Origin of the sequence: Leyella lascolaii (genome assembly GCF_900079775.1) — a bacterium.
Lineage (GTDB): Bacteria > Bacteroidota > Bacteroidia > Bacteroidales > Bacteroidaceae > Prevotella > Prevotella lascolaii.
This window is the reverse complement of record NZ_LT556050.1, coordinates 116,260-134,105: the sequence shown is the minus strand read 5'-3', so window position 1 is coordinate 134,105 and position 17,846 is coordinate 116,260. Positions and strand designations below refer to the sequence as shown.

Genomic DNA, 17,846 nt, shown 5'->3' with positions numbered 1-17,846 from the left:
GCTGAATTACTTTTTTTTATTTAAGTTTGCATCAATAATTATTTGAAATTAACGTATCATGCAAAATGTTAATGGCTTTAAGTATTAAGACATTTCGATATTTGCTTGGATATATTGGAAAAACCGTGTCATAAACTTAAAACAGTGAAATGATGGATTCTCAAGAAAATGCTCTTCAGAATGGAGTGAATGAAAACGAAAAAGGCAAGGAGCAGGATGTTGCTCAAGTAAACCGGGAAGAAAACAAACCGGAAGACCTGATTGCGGAGACTGAAAACGTCTGTTCTGCAGAGAGTATGGCGGAAGAACAACCTTCAGCACATACCTACAGGACAAAGAAGGAAATTCTCGCACGCTTGAAGGAAATCGTTGCCAACAAGGAATTTTCAAACAAGGAAGAGATTGATCATCTCAAAACCTCTTTCTATAAAATACATATCGCTGAGCGGGAAGCGCGTCTGAAGGACTATCTCAATGGAGGAGGAGACCCTGAGAAATACCAGATTCTGCCTGATGAGGATGAGAGTATATTCAAGGCGGAAATGTCTGTCATACGTGAGAACCGTACGAAAATATTCCAGCAGCAGGAAGCGGAGAAGCAGGAAAATCTTGAAAAGAAGCTCGACATTATAAATAAAATAAAGGCTATGGCTACCTCACCCGAACAGGCGAACAAGTCATATTCGGAGTTCAAGGAGCTGCAGCAGCAATGGAAGGAAATAAAATCTGTCCCCGCGAATAAGGCAAGTGAGCTGTGGCGCAGTTATCAGCTGTATGTAGAACAGTTCTACGATTTGCTCAAACTCAACAATGAGGCGCGCGAATACGATTTCAAGAAGAATCTCGAATTGAAGACCAAGCTGTGTGAGTCTGCTGAAAGGCTTGCGGAAGAACCGGATGTCATCAGCGCGTTCCACCAGCTTCAGGAACTCCATCAGCAGTATCGCGAGATAGGACCTGTGGCAAAAGACCTGCGCGAAAGCATATGGGCGCGGTTCAAGGCAGCCTCAACAGTGATAAACAAGCGTCATCAACAGCATTTCGAAAGTCTTCGTGCCAAGGAGGAGGATAACCTCGCACGCAAGACGGAACTGTGTGAGAAGGCTGAGGCAATAGCCAAAGAGGAGAACAAAGGAGCAAGCGATTGGGAGAAGCATACAAAAGAGATAATAGCCCTTCAGGCTGAATGGAAGACCATAGGATTCGCTCCTCAGAAGATGAATGTAAAGATATTCGAGCGTTTCCGTGGCACTTGCGATGATTTCTTCGGGCGTAAGGCGGCGTTCTTCAAGGAACTGAAAGAGACCTTCGCCGCTAATGTCGAGAAGAAAAAGGCCCTCATAGAGAAGGCGCGTTCTATGTCTGACAGTACTGACTGGAAGTCAACCGGCGACAAGTTCATAGCTCTTCAGAAGGAGTGGAAGACCATAGGCAGTGTGCCCAAGAAGATAGGCGACCAGCTATGGAACGATTTTCTCGAGGCATGCAACAAGTTCTTTGCAGCACGCAATGCCGCTAACGCGGGAGTACATAATGAAGAGCGCGCCAACCTTGAGAAGAAACGCTCCATCATAGAGCAGCTCCGCAACTTCACGGCTGAGGGTGTGGAGAACGTGCAGGAGAAGATACAGCAGCTCGTAGATGAGTATAACTCTGTGGGACATGTGCCTTATAAGGAGAAGGACAATATATACAACGAGTATCATGCCGTGCTTGACAAGCTGTATAAAGAGCTTAACATATCAAGCTCACGTCGCAAGCTCGACAGCTTCAGAAGCAACCTGAAGAATGTGGCAAAGCGTGGTGAGGACGCGCTCGACAACGAACGTGGACGACTGATGCGCCGTTACGACCAGCTGCGGCAGGAAATCCAGACTTACGAGAACAATCTCGGATTCCTCACAGCAAGCAGTAAGAAGGGCAACAGTCTTGTTGACGAGATGAACAGAAAGGTTCAGAAGCTGAAAGACGACATGGAACTCGTAAAGCAGAAGATAAAGGCGATAGATGCCGAACAGGCAGACTGAATCTCTGCATTTTACGACAAGAAATTATAAAAAAGCCAATAATAAAGCGTGACGGCATTTTCCGCTAAAGACAGTATCAATCGTTTCTGTCTGCCGGATATGCCGCCACGCTTTCTTTGTATTTGCCGATGGAGCGGCCATTTCGCTCTTCCGCTCTGCTGCCGGTGTGTTCTTTCCCGTCTTTTTCGCCATACAGTACGCCGCATCTCCGACAAAAACGGGAAGCTGACAGTCTGACGTCAGCACGATGTACTGATGAAGCCAGACTGCCTGACCGGCTTAGCGGTTGAGAATCTGTGCCGCGTGCTCTTTCACTTTTATCTCTTTCGGACCCATGACTTGCTCCACCACACCGTTCTCGTCGATGATGAACGTTGTGCGCAGTGTGCCCATGTAGGTCTTGCCATACATCTTTTTCTCGCCCCACACACCGAATTCCTCCACAAGTTTCTTGTCTGTGTCAGCTATGAGAGTGAACGGCAGACTGTTTTTCTCTATGAATCTCTGGTGCGATTTCGCGCTGTCCACGCTCACGCCAACCACCTCGTAGCCTTTTGACTTCAGTTCCTCATAGTTGTCGCGCAGGCTGCATGCCTCGCTTGTACATCCCGGAGTGGAGTCTTTCGGGTAGAAATACAGCACGAGTTTCTTGCCGGCATAGTCGCTCAAACGCACTTCATTTCCGTTCTGATCAACACCAAGTATTTCCGGAGCTTTGTTTCCTGTTTCCATAATTCTTTTCTTTTTTGTTGTTTATAATTTCTTTTTCGCTTCCTTGCAATGCAAATGCCGAGGAGCGTAATGATAACCTGCAATCTCAAGTCAGTCGCAGCTTATCTTTTGCAAAGATAAGTCAAGGTCTCGGAACGGCAAAGCGAATAAATGTTAAAAGGGACAGTGCGGTGTCAGACGTTTGTTGTTAAACAGATAATTTTGCATAAGATAAGCTTCGGCTCGGCAATATCAAGTCCGGTAAAACAAGGTTTTCCCGCCTTGCTGCTGCGCTCGCCTCGCATTATCTTTGCATAAGATAAGCTGCACTCGGGAAAATAAGAGCAAGCTCTTTTTCCTCTCGTTTGCATTATCTTGGCTGTATGAGAACAATAAAACACACAAACATGTTAATATGAAACATATCGACCGTCAGATACTTAACATAGCACTCCCTTCCATTGTCTCCAATATAACAGTGCCGTTGCTCGGTCTTGTCGATGTCGCCATTGTAGGACATATGGGCGACGCGGTGTATATAGGGGCGATAGCGGTGGGTTCCATGATATTCAATGTGATATACTGGATATTCGGATTCCTGCGTATGGGCACGAGCGGTATGACCTCCCAGTCGTTCGGACGGCGAGACCTGCCGGAGGTAGTGAGGCTGCTGCTGCGCTCGCTCGCGGTGGGTCTTGCCGTCGCTGTTATGATAATACTGTTCCGCCGTCCGCTCTTGAGTCTCGCCCTTGCGGTTGTCAGTCCCTCTCCAGACATAGCCGCATATGTCCGCATCTATTTCGGCATATGCGTATGGGGTGCTCCCGCCATGCTGTGCCTTTACGGTATGACGGGCTGGTTCATAGGTATGCAGAACACACGCATACCGATGTTCATCTCCATTATGCAGAATGTGGTCAACATCGTGGCGAGTCTGAGCCTGGTATATGCCTGCGGAATGAAGGTCGACGGTGTGGCTCTCGGCACTCTCATAGCCCAGTATGCCGGTCTGTTCGCAGCCTTAGTGTTTCTGATAATCGGTTACAGACGTCTGCGCAACCATTATTCCTCATCCGGACTGTTCGCCTTTCAGGCTATGCGAAGCTTTTTCAGCGTCAACCGCGACATCTTTATCCGCACGCTGTTCATTGTCGCCGTCAATCTGTTTTTCCTCTCGGCAGGAGCCTCCCACGGCACTGTGGTGCTTGCTGTCAACACCCTGCTCATGCAGCTCTTCACCCTTTTCTCCTACGTGATGGACGGTTTCGCCTATGCCGGAGAGGCACTTTGCGGCAGATATTATGGAGCTCGCAACATGCAGATGTTCCGTTCCACGGTGCGGCGTCTGTTCATGTGGGGCGTCATTCTCGCAGCTGTTTATACCGTGGTGTATATGTCCGGCGGCAGTGCGTTCCTCTCTCTGCTCACCGACGATTCCACAGTCATTGCCTCCTCGGCAGCCTATTTCCCATGGGCGGTAGCCATTCCGGCGGCGGGAATGGCGGCTTTCGTGTGGGACGGAGTGTTCATCGGAGTCACAGCCACGCGCGGCATGATGCTCTCCTCCATATTCTCCGCACTGCTGTTCTTCGTCATTTATATGTCGCTCCGTGCTGTGTGGGGCAATCACGCCCTTTGGTTTGCTTTCATAGTGTACCTTGCCTCGCGCGGCATAGTGCAGACCCTGCTTTTCAAAGGCATAAAAAAGAGGATGCCCTCTCTTCTTTCAGAGAAGACATCCCACTGAGAGATGAATCAAAGTTTAAAGCCTATGAAAATGTTGTGAATGGCTTCTTGTCAGGTTTCCCTATTATAGTTGCATGATGATGTGCTGTGAACGGATGTCCTGATAAGACAGCTGGCTGTTGCCGCCACGCCCGCTTCAGACGTAGTCTTTGTCATTTCAGACACTTCATGTATTCAGACGGACTGACCACGGCTTTAGCACTTGCGGTGGACGACTTGCGGGTGCAGTATTTGAAAGTCACCTTGCGGTCACCGTTATACGACTTCCACTTCAGCGTGAGGTCCACGGTCTTGCCCTCAGTGTCGGGCAGTTTGTCGAGCTTGAACGCCACGATGCCGTATCCCCAGTAGCCGTTCACGTCGCCGTCGGCGTTGTGGTAGAATGTCACCTCATACGGATTGTCCGGATTCTCACCCGTCACAAGATTCACGTAGTGCGGTCTCTGGCTGCTCCATTTTGTCTTGAAGCTGAGTGTGAGATACCCGTCCTCAGCTATCGTCACCCAGTCGCTCGTGCCTATCTCCACCGGATCCTGACCGTATTTCTTTACGTTCTCCTCCGTGCCGAGGTTTTCTGCGGTCGGCTTTGTAAGTATGCTGTCCATCCAGTTCACGTACACATTGAAGTTGCGTTTGTTGTTCTGCTGCTCCGCGTATCTGAAGTTGATGAACGCCCTCACCTCCTTGCTGCCATAAGGCGAGCTGTTCATGTTGAGCGGTGTGAGCGTTGTCGAGTCGTCGAGTTGCAGGAAGAACTTGCTCTCCGCTGTCTCCGGCTTCACCGTCACAATGGCGTTCGGGCGGTTTATCGGGTAATAATAATAGTAATTGTCGTCATCGTCACACGACTGTAAAGTCATTCCTACAGACAAGATGCCTAAGAAAAGCATTGATAGTTTCTGTTTCTTCATATTCGTTATCTTTATTACGTTATGTTCGTTTTCTGTAGATATAATGCGGATATTGCTTTTGTTTTGCATCCGTTTTTGCAAAATGATGTTAAACCCGAATAAGTCATCAGACCGCAGATTGTACATTTAATGTATATTGTCAGCTCTTCATCCTTCTTCCGCACTGCCGTCGTCGTCTTGTCTTCTGCTTTTTCTCGATGTAGCCCGCTACATCTTCGATAAATCAGAATACAATCCGGCTGACAGCAGCACGAAATAAGAATGGAAGTCTGATGACTTATTCGGGTTTAATCCGAATAGGTCATCAGACCGCTGATTTTACATTTAAGGTATATTGTCAGCTCTTCATCCTTCTTCCGCACTGCCGTCGTCGTCTTGTCTTCCGCTTTTTCTCGATGTAGCCCGCTACATCTTCGATAAATCAGAATACAATCCGGCTGACATCAGCACGAAATAAGAATGGAAGTCTGATGACCTATTCGGATTTACCCCGAATAGGTCATAAGACCGCAGATTTTACATTTTAGGTATATTGTCAGCTCTTCATCCTTCTTCCGCACTGCCGTCGTCGTCTTGTCTTCCGCTTTTTCTCGATGTAGCCCGCTACATCTTCGATAAATCAGAATCCAATCCGACTGACATCAGCACGAAATAAGAATGGAAGTCTGATGACCTATTCGGATTTACCCCGAATAGGTCATAAGACCGCAGATTTTACATTTAAGGTATATTGTCAGCTCTTCATCCTTCTTCCGCACTGCCGCCGTCGTCTTGTCTTCTGCTTTTTCTCGATGTAGCCCGCTACATCTTCGATAAATCAGAATACAATCCGGCTGACAGCAGCACGAAATAAGAATGGAAGTCTGATGGCATATTCGGATTTACCCCGAACCGGTCATCAGACCGCTCAAAGTGCTATTGTGTGTTTCGCTATGCGGTTTTATGATGGTAAAAATACGGTTTTATGATGGTAAAAAATATTTACATCATGCCTCTCATATCCCGCCTGTCCACATCGGAAGACCCGCCTTGCCGAGAATGTCGTGATTTTGCCGTGTTTGCGCACAGTACTGATAATGTGCGTGTTATGTCTTTACGGAGTGTATCCCCGTATACACTCAGTCTGCCGTAAAGCCTCTTTCGTCTTGCGATAAAGCCTTTTCCGTCTCGCGGGAGAGGCTTTTCCGAGACCCGGAAGAGCCTTTCCTGATGCGCGGAAGAGCCTTTTCGGCAATGTCGTGTGGCTGCGAAGGCAGTGAGACATGCGTTTTCCTGACGTCCTGAAAGGCTTTTTCAGTCTGCCGGATTCTGTAATGCCGGTTGCAGACGGGGCTTTATTTGGTAAATTATCTTTACATTCACATCGTCATCCATGCGCTTTCCGACGTTCCGGTCACATAAACGTCATCCCCGCGTTTTCACCTTCCGTGATACGTGCGGCGACTGTTCTCCGGCTTTCCGATGCCTTAGAGATGTTGCCGCATAAATTCGCTGTTTCCCGCAACAGGTTGTACGCATGTCACCTTATGCTATTTGCCTTGCCTCAGGCGTTGCCGGTACGGCAAAAGGATGGTATGATGTGATGATTTCATACGGTGTCTTGGCGACGATAAAAAATCGGCAACATAAGTAAAAGTTTGTTGTTTTGATTGGCTGTTGTCCGTAATATTCGTATATTTGCAATAATATAGCGTTACGTCTCCGCATGCCTGCCGCCTGTTTGGACGGCGGGTCGCGACGGACGGATAGTTCAATCATAAAAATCGGTATTATGAAACATAGACTGCTACTTGTCGTCTTCGCGGCATTGATGATACCTGCGGCGGTGTCCGCAGACAGTTACACCACGTTGTGGAAGCGTGAGGCGGAGGCAAGAGAAAAGGATTTGCCCAAGACACGTATAGATATTCTTGACAGAATAATAGCAAAGGCTGAGGCTGACAAAGCCTACGGACAATTGCTCAAAGCACAGGTGACGAGGATAGGGGTGAGCGTCACCGTGTCGCCCGACTCGCTCGCTCCGGCTGTCAGCCGACTTGAGGCTGAGGCAAAGCGTGCGGAGAGCGTGGACGTGGTTCTGGCTGCCGTGTACAACTCCGTGCTCGGAACGGTCTACCGGGAGCGTCCGTCGCTCAGCGACGATGCCGCCGCACGGAGCGAGGCTTTCTACGATCTTTCGTTGCGTCATCCCGACCGTCTTGCCCGCGCTTTCGCAACGGGATACGCTCCTTTCATAGAAGACGGTGTGGACAGCCGCATCTTCGGCGACGACGTGCTGCACGTGCTCGGCATGGAGGCTGGACGCTACGCTTTTCTGCACGATTATTATGAGAAGGCAGGCAACCGTGCCGCAACATGCCTTTGCGCCTTGAAGATGGTACAGCAGAACCGTGAGGGCACTACGCTGAAGATGCAGAAGTCGGCTTACCTGCAATCCATAGACTCGCTCATCGACAAGTATGGCGACCTCGACGTTGCCGGAGAGCTTGCCATCGAACGCTACAACTTCATGGAAGCGTCGGAGGACGCCACTCCCGAAGACAAGATGAACTATATAGACTATGCGCTGGTGAAGTGGGGGGCATGGCAGAGAATGAACGTCCTCCGCAACGCTGTGAAGCGGCTCACGATGCCTTATTTCAACGTGACTCTGGGCGACAAGATGACTCTGCCCGGACGTCCCAAGAAGGTGACCGTGGCTTCGCTTTGCAACATAGGACAGCTCACGATGACCGTCCGCCGTGTGAATGTGAAGGGTGACGACGACATCAACCCTTCCGATCCGGACGATTACGCCAGGCTGAAGAAACTCATCGTGCCCGGTGAGACATTCACCCGGACGCGCCGCTATATAGGCATGCCGCCATACAAGGTGGTGAGTGACAGCATGCAGATAGACGGTCTGAAGAACGGTGTCTATCTCGTGGAGTTTACTACCGACAATGCGAGCGTGCCGGTGGAGCGCACCCTGCTCTATGTGAGCAACCTCATGCTCGTTAACGAGGCTCTGCCCGGCAACAACGTACGTATGGTGGTGGTCAACGCCACGACGGGAGAGCCGGTGCCGGGAGCACGCATACGTGTCACGTCGACAGAACGCCGCAACAGCGACAACAAGGGTGTGGAGACGCTCACATGCAACGACGCCGGAGAGGCTTTATTCAACTGCAGACCGGACTTCAGTCATTCCTATTACGTATACACAGACGATGACACGGCTTTTCCTGAGTCTTCCTTTGGCGGATATTTCTCTTATAATGACAACAGACGTAAGGTTAATTATGTCAGTCTGTACACCGACAGGCGCATATACCGCCCCGGACAGACCGTGCATCTGGCAGCCCTTGCCTATAGTCACGACAGTGAGACAAAACGGTCGGCTGCCATCGGAGGCAGGGCTATGACTCTCACGCTGCGCGACGCCAACTACAAGGAAGTGGCAAAGAGGAAAGTAGTGACCGACAGTTTCGGAATGGCGTCTGCCGACTTTGTGCTTCCTGCCTCCTGCCTGCCGGGCAACTTCTCCGTGAGATGCGACTTCGGCAGCAACGGAATCACTTTGTTCTCGGTTGAGGAATACAAGCGGCCGACGTTCGACGTGCAGTTCGACAAGCTCACTTCCGGATACAGCTCAGGCGACACAGTCACCGTGAAAGGCTCCGCAAAGACCTATGCCGGAGTGCCTGTGCAGGGAGCGCGCGTTGTTTACACCGTCACGCGCCGTCCGTCAATGCTTTGGCGTTATTACGGAGGGGGCGACGCTACGGTGCAGATACTCTCAGACACCATCGCGACGGGCAGTGACGGAAAGTTCAGTATAAAGGTTCCGGTGGCTCTGCCGGAGACGATGGACGAACGTCCTAACAGATATTACAGTTTCGACGTGCTCGCAGTTGTCACCGATATGGCAGGCGAGACGCACGACGGAGAGACAAGCATTCCGCTGAGCGACCGTCCCACATCGCTCACATGCGACATGCCCGCGAGGGTGGAGCGCGACAGTCTGAAGACAGTGACATTCTTCTACCGTAACAATGCCGGTGAGGTGATAGACGGCGACGTGACCTTCTATATCGACAGCGAGAAGTATACGTGCAAGGCTAATGTGCCTGCCGCTATATCATCATCGCAGCTCCGGTCCATGAGACACACGCTGAGGGCATATTGCGGCAACGACACCATAGAGCGTGAGTTTGTGGTGTTCACCATGCAGGACAGGAAAGCGGTGGTCGAGACACACGACTGGTTCTACGCATCGGCGGAAGAGTTCGGTGCCGACGGGCGTCCGGTGTATGTGCAGCTCGGCTCCTCAGACAGTCTGCTGCATGTGTTCTACACAGTGTTCGCAGGCGACAGGATACTCGAGAACGGCACGATGACATTGCGCGACGAGCTGCACACGCGCGAGCTTACCTACAAGCCTGAGTATGGCGACGGCGTGCTGCTCAACTATGCGTGGGTGAAGGACGGCAGGCTTTACCGCCATTCCGTGACGCTGACCCGCCCGAAGAAGGACACGAGGCTTATGATGAAGTGGACTACCTTCCGCGACAGGCTCACCCCGGGACAGAAAGAGGAATGGACGCTCAGCGTGAGCCGCCCCGACGGAACGCCTGCCGACGCACAGCTCATGGCGACCCTCTACGACAAGTCGCTCGACGCGTTGCGCCGCAACTGGTGGCGTCTGTCCATGCCGCTTTATTACAGTGTGCCGTTCACATCGTGGTCTGCGCGTTACGCCACAAACAAAGGAGTGTATGGCGAGATGCCTCTCAAGCTTCTTGACGAGCGCCGGCTGGAGTTCGGGCATTATGATGTGACGCCGTTGCTTGGCATTCTTACAGTAAATGAAGTGCTGATGGCAAAAGGTGAGGTGCTCCGGTCGAAGGAGATGATAGTGCAGCCAATGTCTGCCAGTGATGAGGTGATGAGTGTAGGTTACGCCAGAGCGGCGGAGGACGCATCGGGCGGCAAGCTCTCATTAACGGGTGCGACAACACCTGTGACATTAGAGGCCGACTCGGAACAGACGCCCCAGATGCGTGAGAACTTCAACGAGACGGCGTTCTTCTATCCCGGTCTCACAACTGACGAAAAGGGAAATATCAGTATAAAGTTCACTCTTCCGGAAAGCATAACCACATGGAAGTTCATGGGCATTGCGCACGACAAAGACATGAACAGCGGCATGCTCGAAGGCGAGGCGGTGGCGCAGAAGACGGTGATGGTGCAGCCTAATGTTCCGCGTTTTGTACGTAATGGCGACAAGGTGAGCATCTCGGCACGTCTGTTCAACACGTCTGAGAAGGACGTCACGGGTACGGCACGTCTCGCACTGCTCAATCCGGAGAACGAAAAGGAGGTATGGCACCAGACTGTGAAGTACGCTGTAAAGAAGGGTGAGACCGCCGCCGTGAGCTTCAGCTTTGATATGGACAAGGTGGCGAACGACGGACTGCTCATCTGCCGTGTCACTGCTTCAGGACGCGGATACAGCGACGGAGAGCAACACTACATGGCTGTGATGCCCGACCGTGAGCTTGTCACAAACACAAAGGCTTTTACCTGGGACGGTGCGGGCGAGCGTACGATAGACCTCAGGCAGATGTTTACAGAGGACAATGATGACAACAGACTGACAGTGGAATACACCGACAACCCTTCATGGCTCATATTGCAGACACTGCCTGTCATAACCGAGACCTGTGAAGACAATGCCCTGTGTCTCGCCGCAGCATATTATGCCAACGGTTTGGGACGCAACATCATAAAGAGTGTGCCTGATTTCAAGCGTGTGCTCGACCTTTGGGGACAGGAGAAGGGCGAGGAGACGTCGCTCATGAGCAATCTGCAGAAGAATGAGGAGCTGAAGTCGGTGGTGCTCAGCGAGACGCCCTGGCTCATGGAGGCGAAGACGGAGGCTGACCGGAAACGTATGCTCACAGGTTTCTATGACGAGTCTGCGTTGGAATACAGGCTCAACGATGTGCTTGCAAAGTTGAGGAAACTGCAGAACGGAGACGGTTCGTTCTCATGGTGGCAGGGCATGAGCGGCAGCGTATACATGACCTCGGCTGTTGCGGAGATGCTTGTAAGGCTCAACGCCATGACAGGCGCCGACCCGGCTACGGCGGGAATGCTGAAGGCGGCGATAGATTTTCTCGGCAAGAATGTGGCGACCGAGGTGGAGAACCTGAAGAAGGCGGAGAGCAAGGGCGAGAAAAATCTGCGTCCGAGCGAGATGGCTGTCACCTATCTTTATATATGCACGCTCGACGGTCGTGAACTCGACGGACAGCGAAAGAAGGACTATGACTATATGGTGAACCTTCTCGAAAAGCAGAGTGCCGGACTTACGATAGCAGGAAAGGCAAACATCGCCCTTATAATGTCGGGAAGCGGACGGGGCGAAAAAGCCGCCGAACTGTTGCGCAGCGTGAAGGAATATTCTGTGTTCAGCGACGAGATGGGACGCTATTTCGACACTCCAAAGGCATTCTATTCTTGGTATGACTACCGCATACCTACGCAGACTGCTGTCATCGAGGCACTGCAGGCTGTGACGCCTGAGGATGTCACGACAATAAGGGAGATGCAGCGGTGGCTCCTGCAGTCAAAGCGCACGCAGGGATGGGACACTCCTCTGAACAACGTGGATGCCGTATATGCTTTCATGAAAGGCAACGCGGACGCTGTGACATTATCGGAAAAGAGCGTGCCGGTGATGAAGGTGGACGGTTCGAAGCTCGAGCTTCCGAAGTCAGCGGCAGGAACCGGCTATGTCAAGGCTACACGTACGGGCGACGGAATGAACACGCTGACGGTGGAGAAATCTTCCGAAGGCATGTCGTGGGGCGCGGTGTACGCACAGTTCATGCAGGATGTGAAGGATGTGGAAGGAGCGTCCGAGGGTCTGACCGTGAAGCGCGAGATTCTGAAGGACGGCAAGGTGCTGGCTGACGGAGCCGCTCTCCATGTAGGCGACAGGATTAAGGTGAGAATCACCGTTAACGCTGCGCGCGACTATGACTTTGTACAGCTGACAGACAAAAGGGCTGCGTGCATGGAGCCGGCGTTGCAGATAAGCGGCTATCACCGTGGCTGCTATTATGCGCAGGGCGACAACCGGACGGGCTATTATTTCGACAGAATGGCGAAGGGAAAGCATGTCATAGAGACTGAATATTACGTAGACCGCGCCGGAACATATAGTACGGGCATATGTACGGTGCAGTGCGCGTACAGTCCGGAGTACTCTGCGAGAAGTGGCGCCATGACAATAAATGTGTCGGAAAGGAAATAAGAAATATATGTAACACTATAAATATATAAGCAAAATCATAATTGATGAACAAAACTATAATCGTACTGGCTGTGCTTGCGGCTCTTTCATCGGGGGCGCAGGCACAGGATCTGGTGGCTGCCAGCGACGTGGTGGACTGCGGGCAGGTGGAATACAACGTGCCGGTGACGGCTGAATTCGAGTTGAGAAACAACGGGCACAGAAGCATGCGCATAAGCGATGTGCAGACAAGTTGCGGCTGCATGGCGGCTGAATTTCCTCATAAAGATATTCCGGCAGGTGAGAAGTTCATGGTAAGAGTGACGTTCGACTCCAGACAGATGGGGCATTTCGACAAGTATGCTGATGTCTGCACCGAGGGGAGCGACGAACCGCTGATGCTCCGAATGAAGGGTGTGGTGGTGAGAGAGGTGAAGGATTACTCCGGTGATTATCCTTACACGATAGGCACGTTGCTTGCCGACAGGAACACTCTGGAGTTCAACGACGTGAGCAACGGTGAGACACCGCAGCTGAGGATACATATACGCAACGTCGGCGGAGAGACGGCAGAGCCGGTGGTGATGCATCTGCCGGACTATCTGGAAGCCGATGTGTCGCCGTCAAGGATAAAGAGCGGACGTGCGGGAGTGGTTACTATAACGCTCGACTCAAGGAAACTCAACGACCTCGGACTGACGGAGACGACGGTGTTTCTCGGCAACAAGCCCGGTGACAAGGTGGACAGTGACAAGGAGATAAGTGTGTCTGCCGTGTTGTTGCCGCAGTTTGACGACATGTCGGACGCTGAGCTGGCTTTGGCTCCGGTCATAGAGGTGTCGGAGAAGGAACTCAATCTCGGCGCCGCTGACGGCAAGAAAAAACTCAAGGGTACTGTGATGATAAAGAATAACGGCAGGTCTGAGCTGAGAATAAACAATCTGCAGATGTTCTCGTCGGCACTGAGCGTGTCGCTCAACAATTCGGTTCTTGATCCGGGTGAGGAGGCAAAACTGAAGATAACGGCAAATGTGGAGCGCATGAGAAAGTCGCGCAGCGAGCCTAAGGTGCTGATGATAACCAACGACCCGAAAAATCCCAAGGTGGTGATAAACGTTAAAGTAGACGGTGTGGAAAGGACAGATAAAAAATGATTCATATAGAAATAGACAGCTCAAGCGGTTTTTGTTTTGGTGTCACTACCGCTATACAGAAGGCTGAGGAGGAGTTGGCGAAAGGCAATACACTTTATTGTCTGGGTGATATAGTGCACAACGGAAAGGAGGTGGAACGCCTTCATGCGCGCGGACTGATAACCATCAACCATGAGCAGCTGAAGCAGTTGCACGATGTCAAGGTGCTGCTCAGGGCGCACGGTGAGCCTCCCGAGACATATGAGACGGCAAGACGCAACAATATCGAGATAATTGACGCGACGTGCCCTGTGGTGCTTCAGTTGCAGAGACGCATCAAGAAACAGTATGACGCCAACCCTGAGGCACAGATAGTGATATTCGGCAAGAACGGTCATGCGGAGGTTCTCGGACTTGTGGGGCAGACTCACAGCAAGGCGATAGTGATGGAGAAGCTTGAGGATGTGAGGCTTCTCGATTTCGGACGTGACATTTATCTGTATTCGCAGACAACGAAGAATCTCGACGAGTTCCGCCGTATCATAGATTATATACAGAGCCATATCTCGCCGGATGCCACTTTCAGGAGTTTCGACACGATATGCCGTCAGGTGGCGAACAGGATGCCCAATATAGCGTCTTTTGCCGCCCGGCACGACATTATCATTTTTGTGAGCGGACGCAAAAGCAGTAACGGCAAGGTCCTGTTCAACACATGCAAGAGTGTCAATCCCAACAGCTATATGATAGAGGGCCCTGGAGAGATTGACAGTTCGTGGATAGAGGGAGTCACGTCTGTTGGTATCTGTGGCGCGACGAGTACGCCTAAATGGCTTATGGAGCAGTGCCGCGACAGTATTCTTGAACGTATAAAAGCCGCAGAACATCCTTAATGATGTCTGCGGCTTTAACCCCAATCGGTCATTAGAACGTATATATTTGAATAAATCTTTATTTCACATACTCTCCGGTCTGCTTAGGCGTTTCTGTAGGTGTCTTGCTTACCGTTCCTTCTCGGCGTAGCCCGCTACGCCTTCGTCTAAACGGCAAGCAATCCGCTCTGCATTAACGCATAATCAAACCGGAGTCTAATGACTGATTTGGGTTTAATCGTAAGCGGCATTCAATCCGATAATAAAGCGGCTTTGGAACTTTATGAAGGCTTTGTGTGACGCTTCTATGTACGCGGCATAGCAAAGAAACTGTCTGTCAGTTTGCCGCTTTTTCCATATAGCGCGCCATCAGCCATGCTTTCTGTTGGTCTATTGTCATGTTGCTGTTGTCAAGCTCCAGTGCGTCGTCTGCCTTTCGAAGAGGGGACGTCTCGCGGTGAGAGTCGATGTAGTCACGCTCTTTCACGTTTTTAAGGATGTCGTCAAAGTCGGCTGGCATGCCTTTGGCTTTCAGTTCGTCGTAGCGTCGTCTGGCTCTCACTTCGGCTGATGCCGTGACGAATATCTTTAGTTCGGCATCAGGAAAAACCACCGTTCCGATGTCACGTCCGTCCATGATGATGCCTTTTTTCTTGCCCATAGCCTGCTGTTGTGCGACGAGAGCCTCTCTGACAAACGGCAGGGCGGCAATCCTGCTCACGTTCGCCGATACCTCCATCGTTCGTATTTCTTTTTCTACCAGTTCTCCGTTGAGGTAGGTGTCCGGACGTCCCGTCGCGCTGTTCAGTCTGAATGATATGTCAATATCGTCCATCCTGTCTTTCAACTCATCGGTTTTAATGCTACCGTCGCTGTTGAGCAGTCCGTTGCGCATAGCGAAGAGAGTCACTGAGCGGTACATGGCGCCTGTGTCTACATATATGTATCCTATTTCGTGCGCAAGGTCTTTTGCCATCGTACTCTTCCCGCATGAGGAATAACCGTCGATGGCTATCGTGATCTTTTTCATTGTTATGTTGTTTATAAAGAATATGCCAGATTTATAAGGATTGATGAACTGGATACGTGGTATTTGCCGTATGCCAGATTGAGCTTGAAGCGTTCGAGGTTTATTCCGGCTCCGAACGACAGACCGGCACCGTGACTGCTTTCACCGTCAGTCTCGGTTATCTTCATCTCGTTGGCACGTCTGAAGTTGTAGCCTGCACCCACCCATATTGTCGAAGATATGATAATGTCGACTCCGGCAACCAGATGGTTTATGAATTTATAGTCGAGATGGTTGAGGTCTACAAGTGTGGCGGATATGCGGAACGGCATGTGGGCGAAGCGTTTGCTCGCTCCCAGCTGTATGTCTATTGGCATACGGTCGTATTGGTCGTCATAGGCTTTCATCTGACCGCCGAGATTCTTTGCGACAAGTGATACCGACCATTCTTTTTCCGGGTCATAATAGTTGAGCCCGAGGTCAACGCCCATGGCAATGGAATTGTAATCGCCGATGTATGAGGTTATGAATTTTGCGGTTATGCCACCTGCCAGACGGTCGGTAAGCATGTAGGAGAAATAGCCCGCTATGGAAATGTCTTTTGCGGAGAACTCACCTGTCTGTATGTTGTTCTCGTCGGTCTCCTTCATCTTTCCGTAGTCAATGAACTGTGCGGACGCGGCTACAGACGCGCGTTCTTTTATTATTCTGTTGAATGACGCGCTGGCTGTGTTGGCACCGGACATGTAGTTCATGTAATTGAGATTTATGGTTTTGTCGCTTACCGACGACAGTAGGGCAGGGTTGTTGAATATCATTGACTCGTCGTCCTCTATGATGCTGATATTGTCGCCTCCCAATGCTGCGGCATGCGCGCTTACGGGCAGTCTCAGAAAATTGTAGCCCGTGCGACTGTCCTGAGCCTTGGTGGTGGCAGCCATTACTGTCAATATGATGATAAATAATGTTTTTTTCATCTGCAGATAAAATTATGATGCAAAGATAGTACGAGTAAGCAGAAAGAAAGCCGGTCATCAATTTCCCGATAGTATATTGTCTTCTGCATAGCCAATGTAAGATGTATGCACCGGCAGTACGTAAGAACGGATGTTTACCGTATCTGATGCTGCCGAAACGCACCTTGTCTTCTGCAAAGAAACTGCAAATGAGCGGAAAGAGAGCTTGCTCTTAATTTCCCGAATGCAGCTTATCTTCTGCAAAGATATTGCAAATGAGCGGAAAGAGAACTTGCTCTTGATTTCCCGAATGCAGCTTATCTTCTGCAAAGATACGGCAAAGTGTGAGCAGAATAAAATAAAATCATTTATTTTTTTGAAAAGTATTTGTTTTGATTGCGCAGCAATGTCCGTTATCCGTCTTGTTTGCATTTATATGGAACAAGTGTTCAGATACCATCAGCTTATGACAATGCTTCAATATTTGTGGAAAGTTTTTGTATTTTTACTGTCCCGCTTTTTGACCGGGGTTAAAAACAAAAAAGTCCGGAATCCTATTGTAACAGGTATTCCGGACATTCGTTGGTTGCGGAGGCAGGACTCGAACATGCGACCTCCAGGTTATGAGCCTGGCGAGCTACCAACTGCTCCACTCCGCGATATATTTCTTTATTTATTGCAACGTCATTTCTGAATTGCGAGTGCAAAGGTACTGCTTTTTTTTGAAACATACAAGTAATAATGGTGATTTTTTTATTTTTATGCAAAATTGTTGTAGAAAGTTAGTGGAATATCAATCGGTTATTTCACGGGTTCTGGTTTTATATATGGCGTGTATCAGTAAGTAAATCAGGGTTTTGCATATATTGTGAAGTCAGCCTTGAAACGAATGAAACATGTTTTTCATATTTAAAGATATTTCATGCTGTTATGCGTGGAAGTTGTTCGGCTTAATGCGTTATGGAACGACATTGCAGCTTTAATATGAGTAGAATTTTAGTCCTCACGGTCATGCTTTATGTGTTATCGTACATTGTCAGGTTTGTGTATATTGCTGTGAATTCCTGTAGCTTGCTTCCGCATTTTCTTTATTTCTGTACTAAAAATGCATTTGTGTGCTTATGATAATATGCCATTCTGAAATCATATTGAAGTTTTACTTGCGTTTCAGAATACGATGATATAAAAAACATAAATCA

Annotated in this window: 9 protein-coding genes and 1 tRNA gene; 5 read left to right on the top strand and 5 right to left on the bottom strand. The window is 50.1% G+C overall.

Annotated elements, in window-relative coordinates; genetic code table 11:
• The first annotated feature begins 149 nt into the window (after window positions 1–149).
• On the top strand, window positions 150–2,027 hold the full coding sequence (locus tag BN4609_RS13045) for a DUF349 domain-containing protein (protein ID WP_068857071.1): 1,878 nt from the start codon (window positions 150–152) through the stop codon (window positions 2,025–2,027).
• A 279-nt stretch (window positions 2,028–2,306) separates the two neighbouring features.
• Here BN4609_RS13045 and bcp read toward each other — a convergent pair whose 3' ends face one another.
• Window positions 2,307–2,759, bottom strand: a complete 453-nt coding sequence (bcp, locus tag BN4609_RS13040; RefSeq protein ID WP_068857070.1) for a thioredoxin-dependent thiol peroxidase — start codon at window positions 2,757–2,759, stop codon at window positions 2,307–2,309.
• A gap of 394 nt (window positions 2,760–3,153) precedes the next feature.
• On the opposite strand from bcp, the gene BN4609_RS13035 reads away from it, so the two are divergent.
• Window positions 3,154–4,485, top strand: a complete 1,332-nt coding sequence (locus BN4609_RS13035; protein ID WP_068857069.1) for an MATE family efflux transporter — start codon at window positions 3,154–3,156, stop codon at window positions 4,483–4,485.
• A 151-nt stretch (window positions 4,486–4,636) separates the two neighbouring features.
• On the opposite strand, the gene BN4609_RS13030 is transcribed toward BN4609_RS13035, so the two are convergent.
• Window positions 4,637–5,395 carry a NigD1/NigD2 family lipoprotein gene (locus BN4609_RS13030; protein ID WP_068857279.1) on the bottom strand — a complete coding sequence of 253 codons (759 nt, stop codon included), beginning with the start codon at window positions 5,393–5,395 and terminating at the stop codon, window positions 4,637–4,639.
• A gap of 1,771 nt (window positions 5,396–7,166) precedes the next feature.
• On the opposite strand from BN4609_RS13030, the gene BN4609_RS13025 reads away from it, so the two are divergent.
• Genes BN4609_RS13025 through BN4609_RS13015 form a run of 3 tightly spaced genes read left to right on the top strand, consistent with a single transcriptional unit; the run spans window position 7,167 to window position 14,703 of the window.
• The gene (locus BN4609_RS13025; protein WP_068857068.1) at window positions 7,167–12,698 is read left to right on the top strand and encodes an alpha-2-macroglobulin family protein; all 5,532 of its coding nucleotides are present in this window, start codon (window positions 7,167–7,169) and stop codon (window positions 12,696–12,698) included.
• A 44-nt stretch (window positions 12,699–12,742) separates the two neighbouring features.
• Window positions 12,743–13,831, top strand: a complete 1,089-nt coding sequence (locus tag BN4609_RS13020; RefSeq protein ID WP_068857067.1) for a DUF1573 domain-containing protein — start codon at window positions 12,743–12,745, stop codon at window positions 13,829–13,831.
• The gene (locus BN4609_RS13015; RefSeq protein ID WP_068857066.1) at window positions 13,828–14,703 is read left to right on the top strand and encodes a 4-hydroxy-3-methylbut-2-enyl diphosphate reductase; all 876 of its coding nucleotides are present in this window, start codon (window positions 13,828–13,830) and stop codon (window positions 14,701–14,703) included. Before BN4609_RS13020 ends, BN4609_RS13015 begins: the two co-directional genes overlap by 4 nt.
• Window positions 14,704–15,019: 316 nt before the next feature.
• On the opposite strand, the gene cmk is transcribed toward BN4609_RS13015, so the two are convergent.
• The 3 genes from cmk to BN4609_RS13000 form a co-directional block, all read right to left on the bottom strand.
• Window positions 15,020–15,712 (bottom strand): (d)CMP kinase, encoded by a 693-nt coding sequence (cmk, locus tag BN4609_RS13010; RefSeq protein WP_068857065.1) that lies wholly within the window; start codon window positions 15,710–15,712, stop codon window positions 15,020–15,022.
• 11 nt (window positions 15,713–15,723) lie between these two features.
• On the bottom strand, window positions 15,724–16,668 hold the full coding sequence (porQ, locus tag BN4609_RS13005; RefSeq protein ID WP_068857064.1) for a type IX secretion system protein PorQ: 945 nt from the start codon (window positions 16,666–16,668) through the stop codon (window positions 15,724–15,726).
• Between the two features lie 562 nt (window positions 16,669–17,230).
• A tRNA-Met gene (locus tag BN4609_RS13000) sits at window positions 17,231–17,306 on the bottom strand.
• Window positions 17,307–17,846: the final 540 nt, after the last annotated feature.

What these genes read in the sequence shown, in the direction of transcription:
- BN4609_RS13015 (WP_068857066.1), top strand. Translation starts at nt 13,828, where the DNA reads ATGATTCATATAGAAATAGACAGCTCAAGCGGTTTTTGTTTTGGTGTC.
- BN4609_RS13035 (WP_068857069.1), top strand. Translation starts at nt 3,154, where the DNA reads ATGAAACATATCGACCGTCAGATACTTAACATAGCACTCCCTTCCATT.
- BN4609_RS13025 (WP_068857068.1), top strand. Translation starts at nt 7,167, where the DNA reads ATGAAACATAGACTGCTACTTGTCGTCTTCGCGGCATTGATGATACCT.
- porQ (WP_068857064.1), bottom strand. Translation starts at nt 16,668, where the DNA reads ATGAAAAAAACATTATTTATCATCATATTGACAGTAATGGCTGCCACC.
- bcp (WP_068857070.1), bottom strand. Translation starts at nt 2,759, where the DNA reads ATGGAAACAGGAAACAAAGCTCCGGAAATACTTGGTGTTGATCAGAAC.
- BN4609_RS13020 (WP_068857067.1), top strand. Translation starts at nt 12,743, where the DNA reads ATGAACAAAACTATAATCGTACTGGCTGTGCTTGCGGCTCTTTCATCG.
- cmk (WP_068857065.1), bottom strand. Translation starts at nt 15,712, where the DNA reads ATGAAAAAGATCACGATAGCCATCGACGGTTATTCCTCATGCGGGAAG.
- BN4609_RS13045 (WP_068857071.1), top strand. Translation starts at nt 150, where the DNA reads ATGATGGATTCTCAAGAAAATGCTCTTCAGAATGGAGTGAATGAAAAC.
- BN4609_RS13030 (WP_068857279.1), bottom strand. Translation starts at nt 5,395, where the DNA reads ATGAAGAAACAGAAACTATCAATGCTTTTCTTAGGCATCTTGTCTGTA.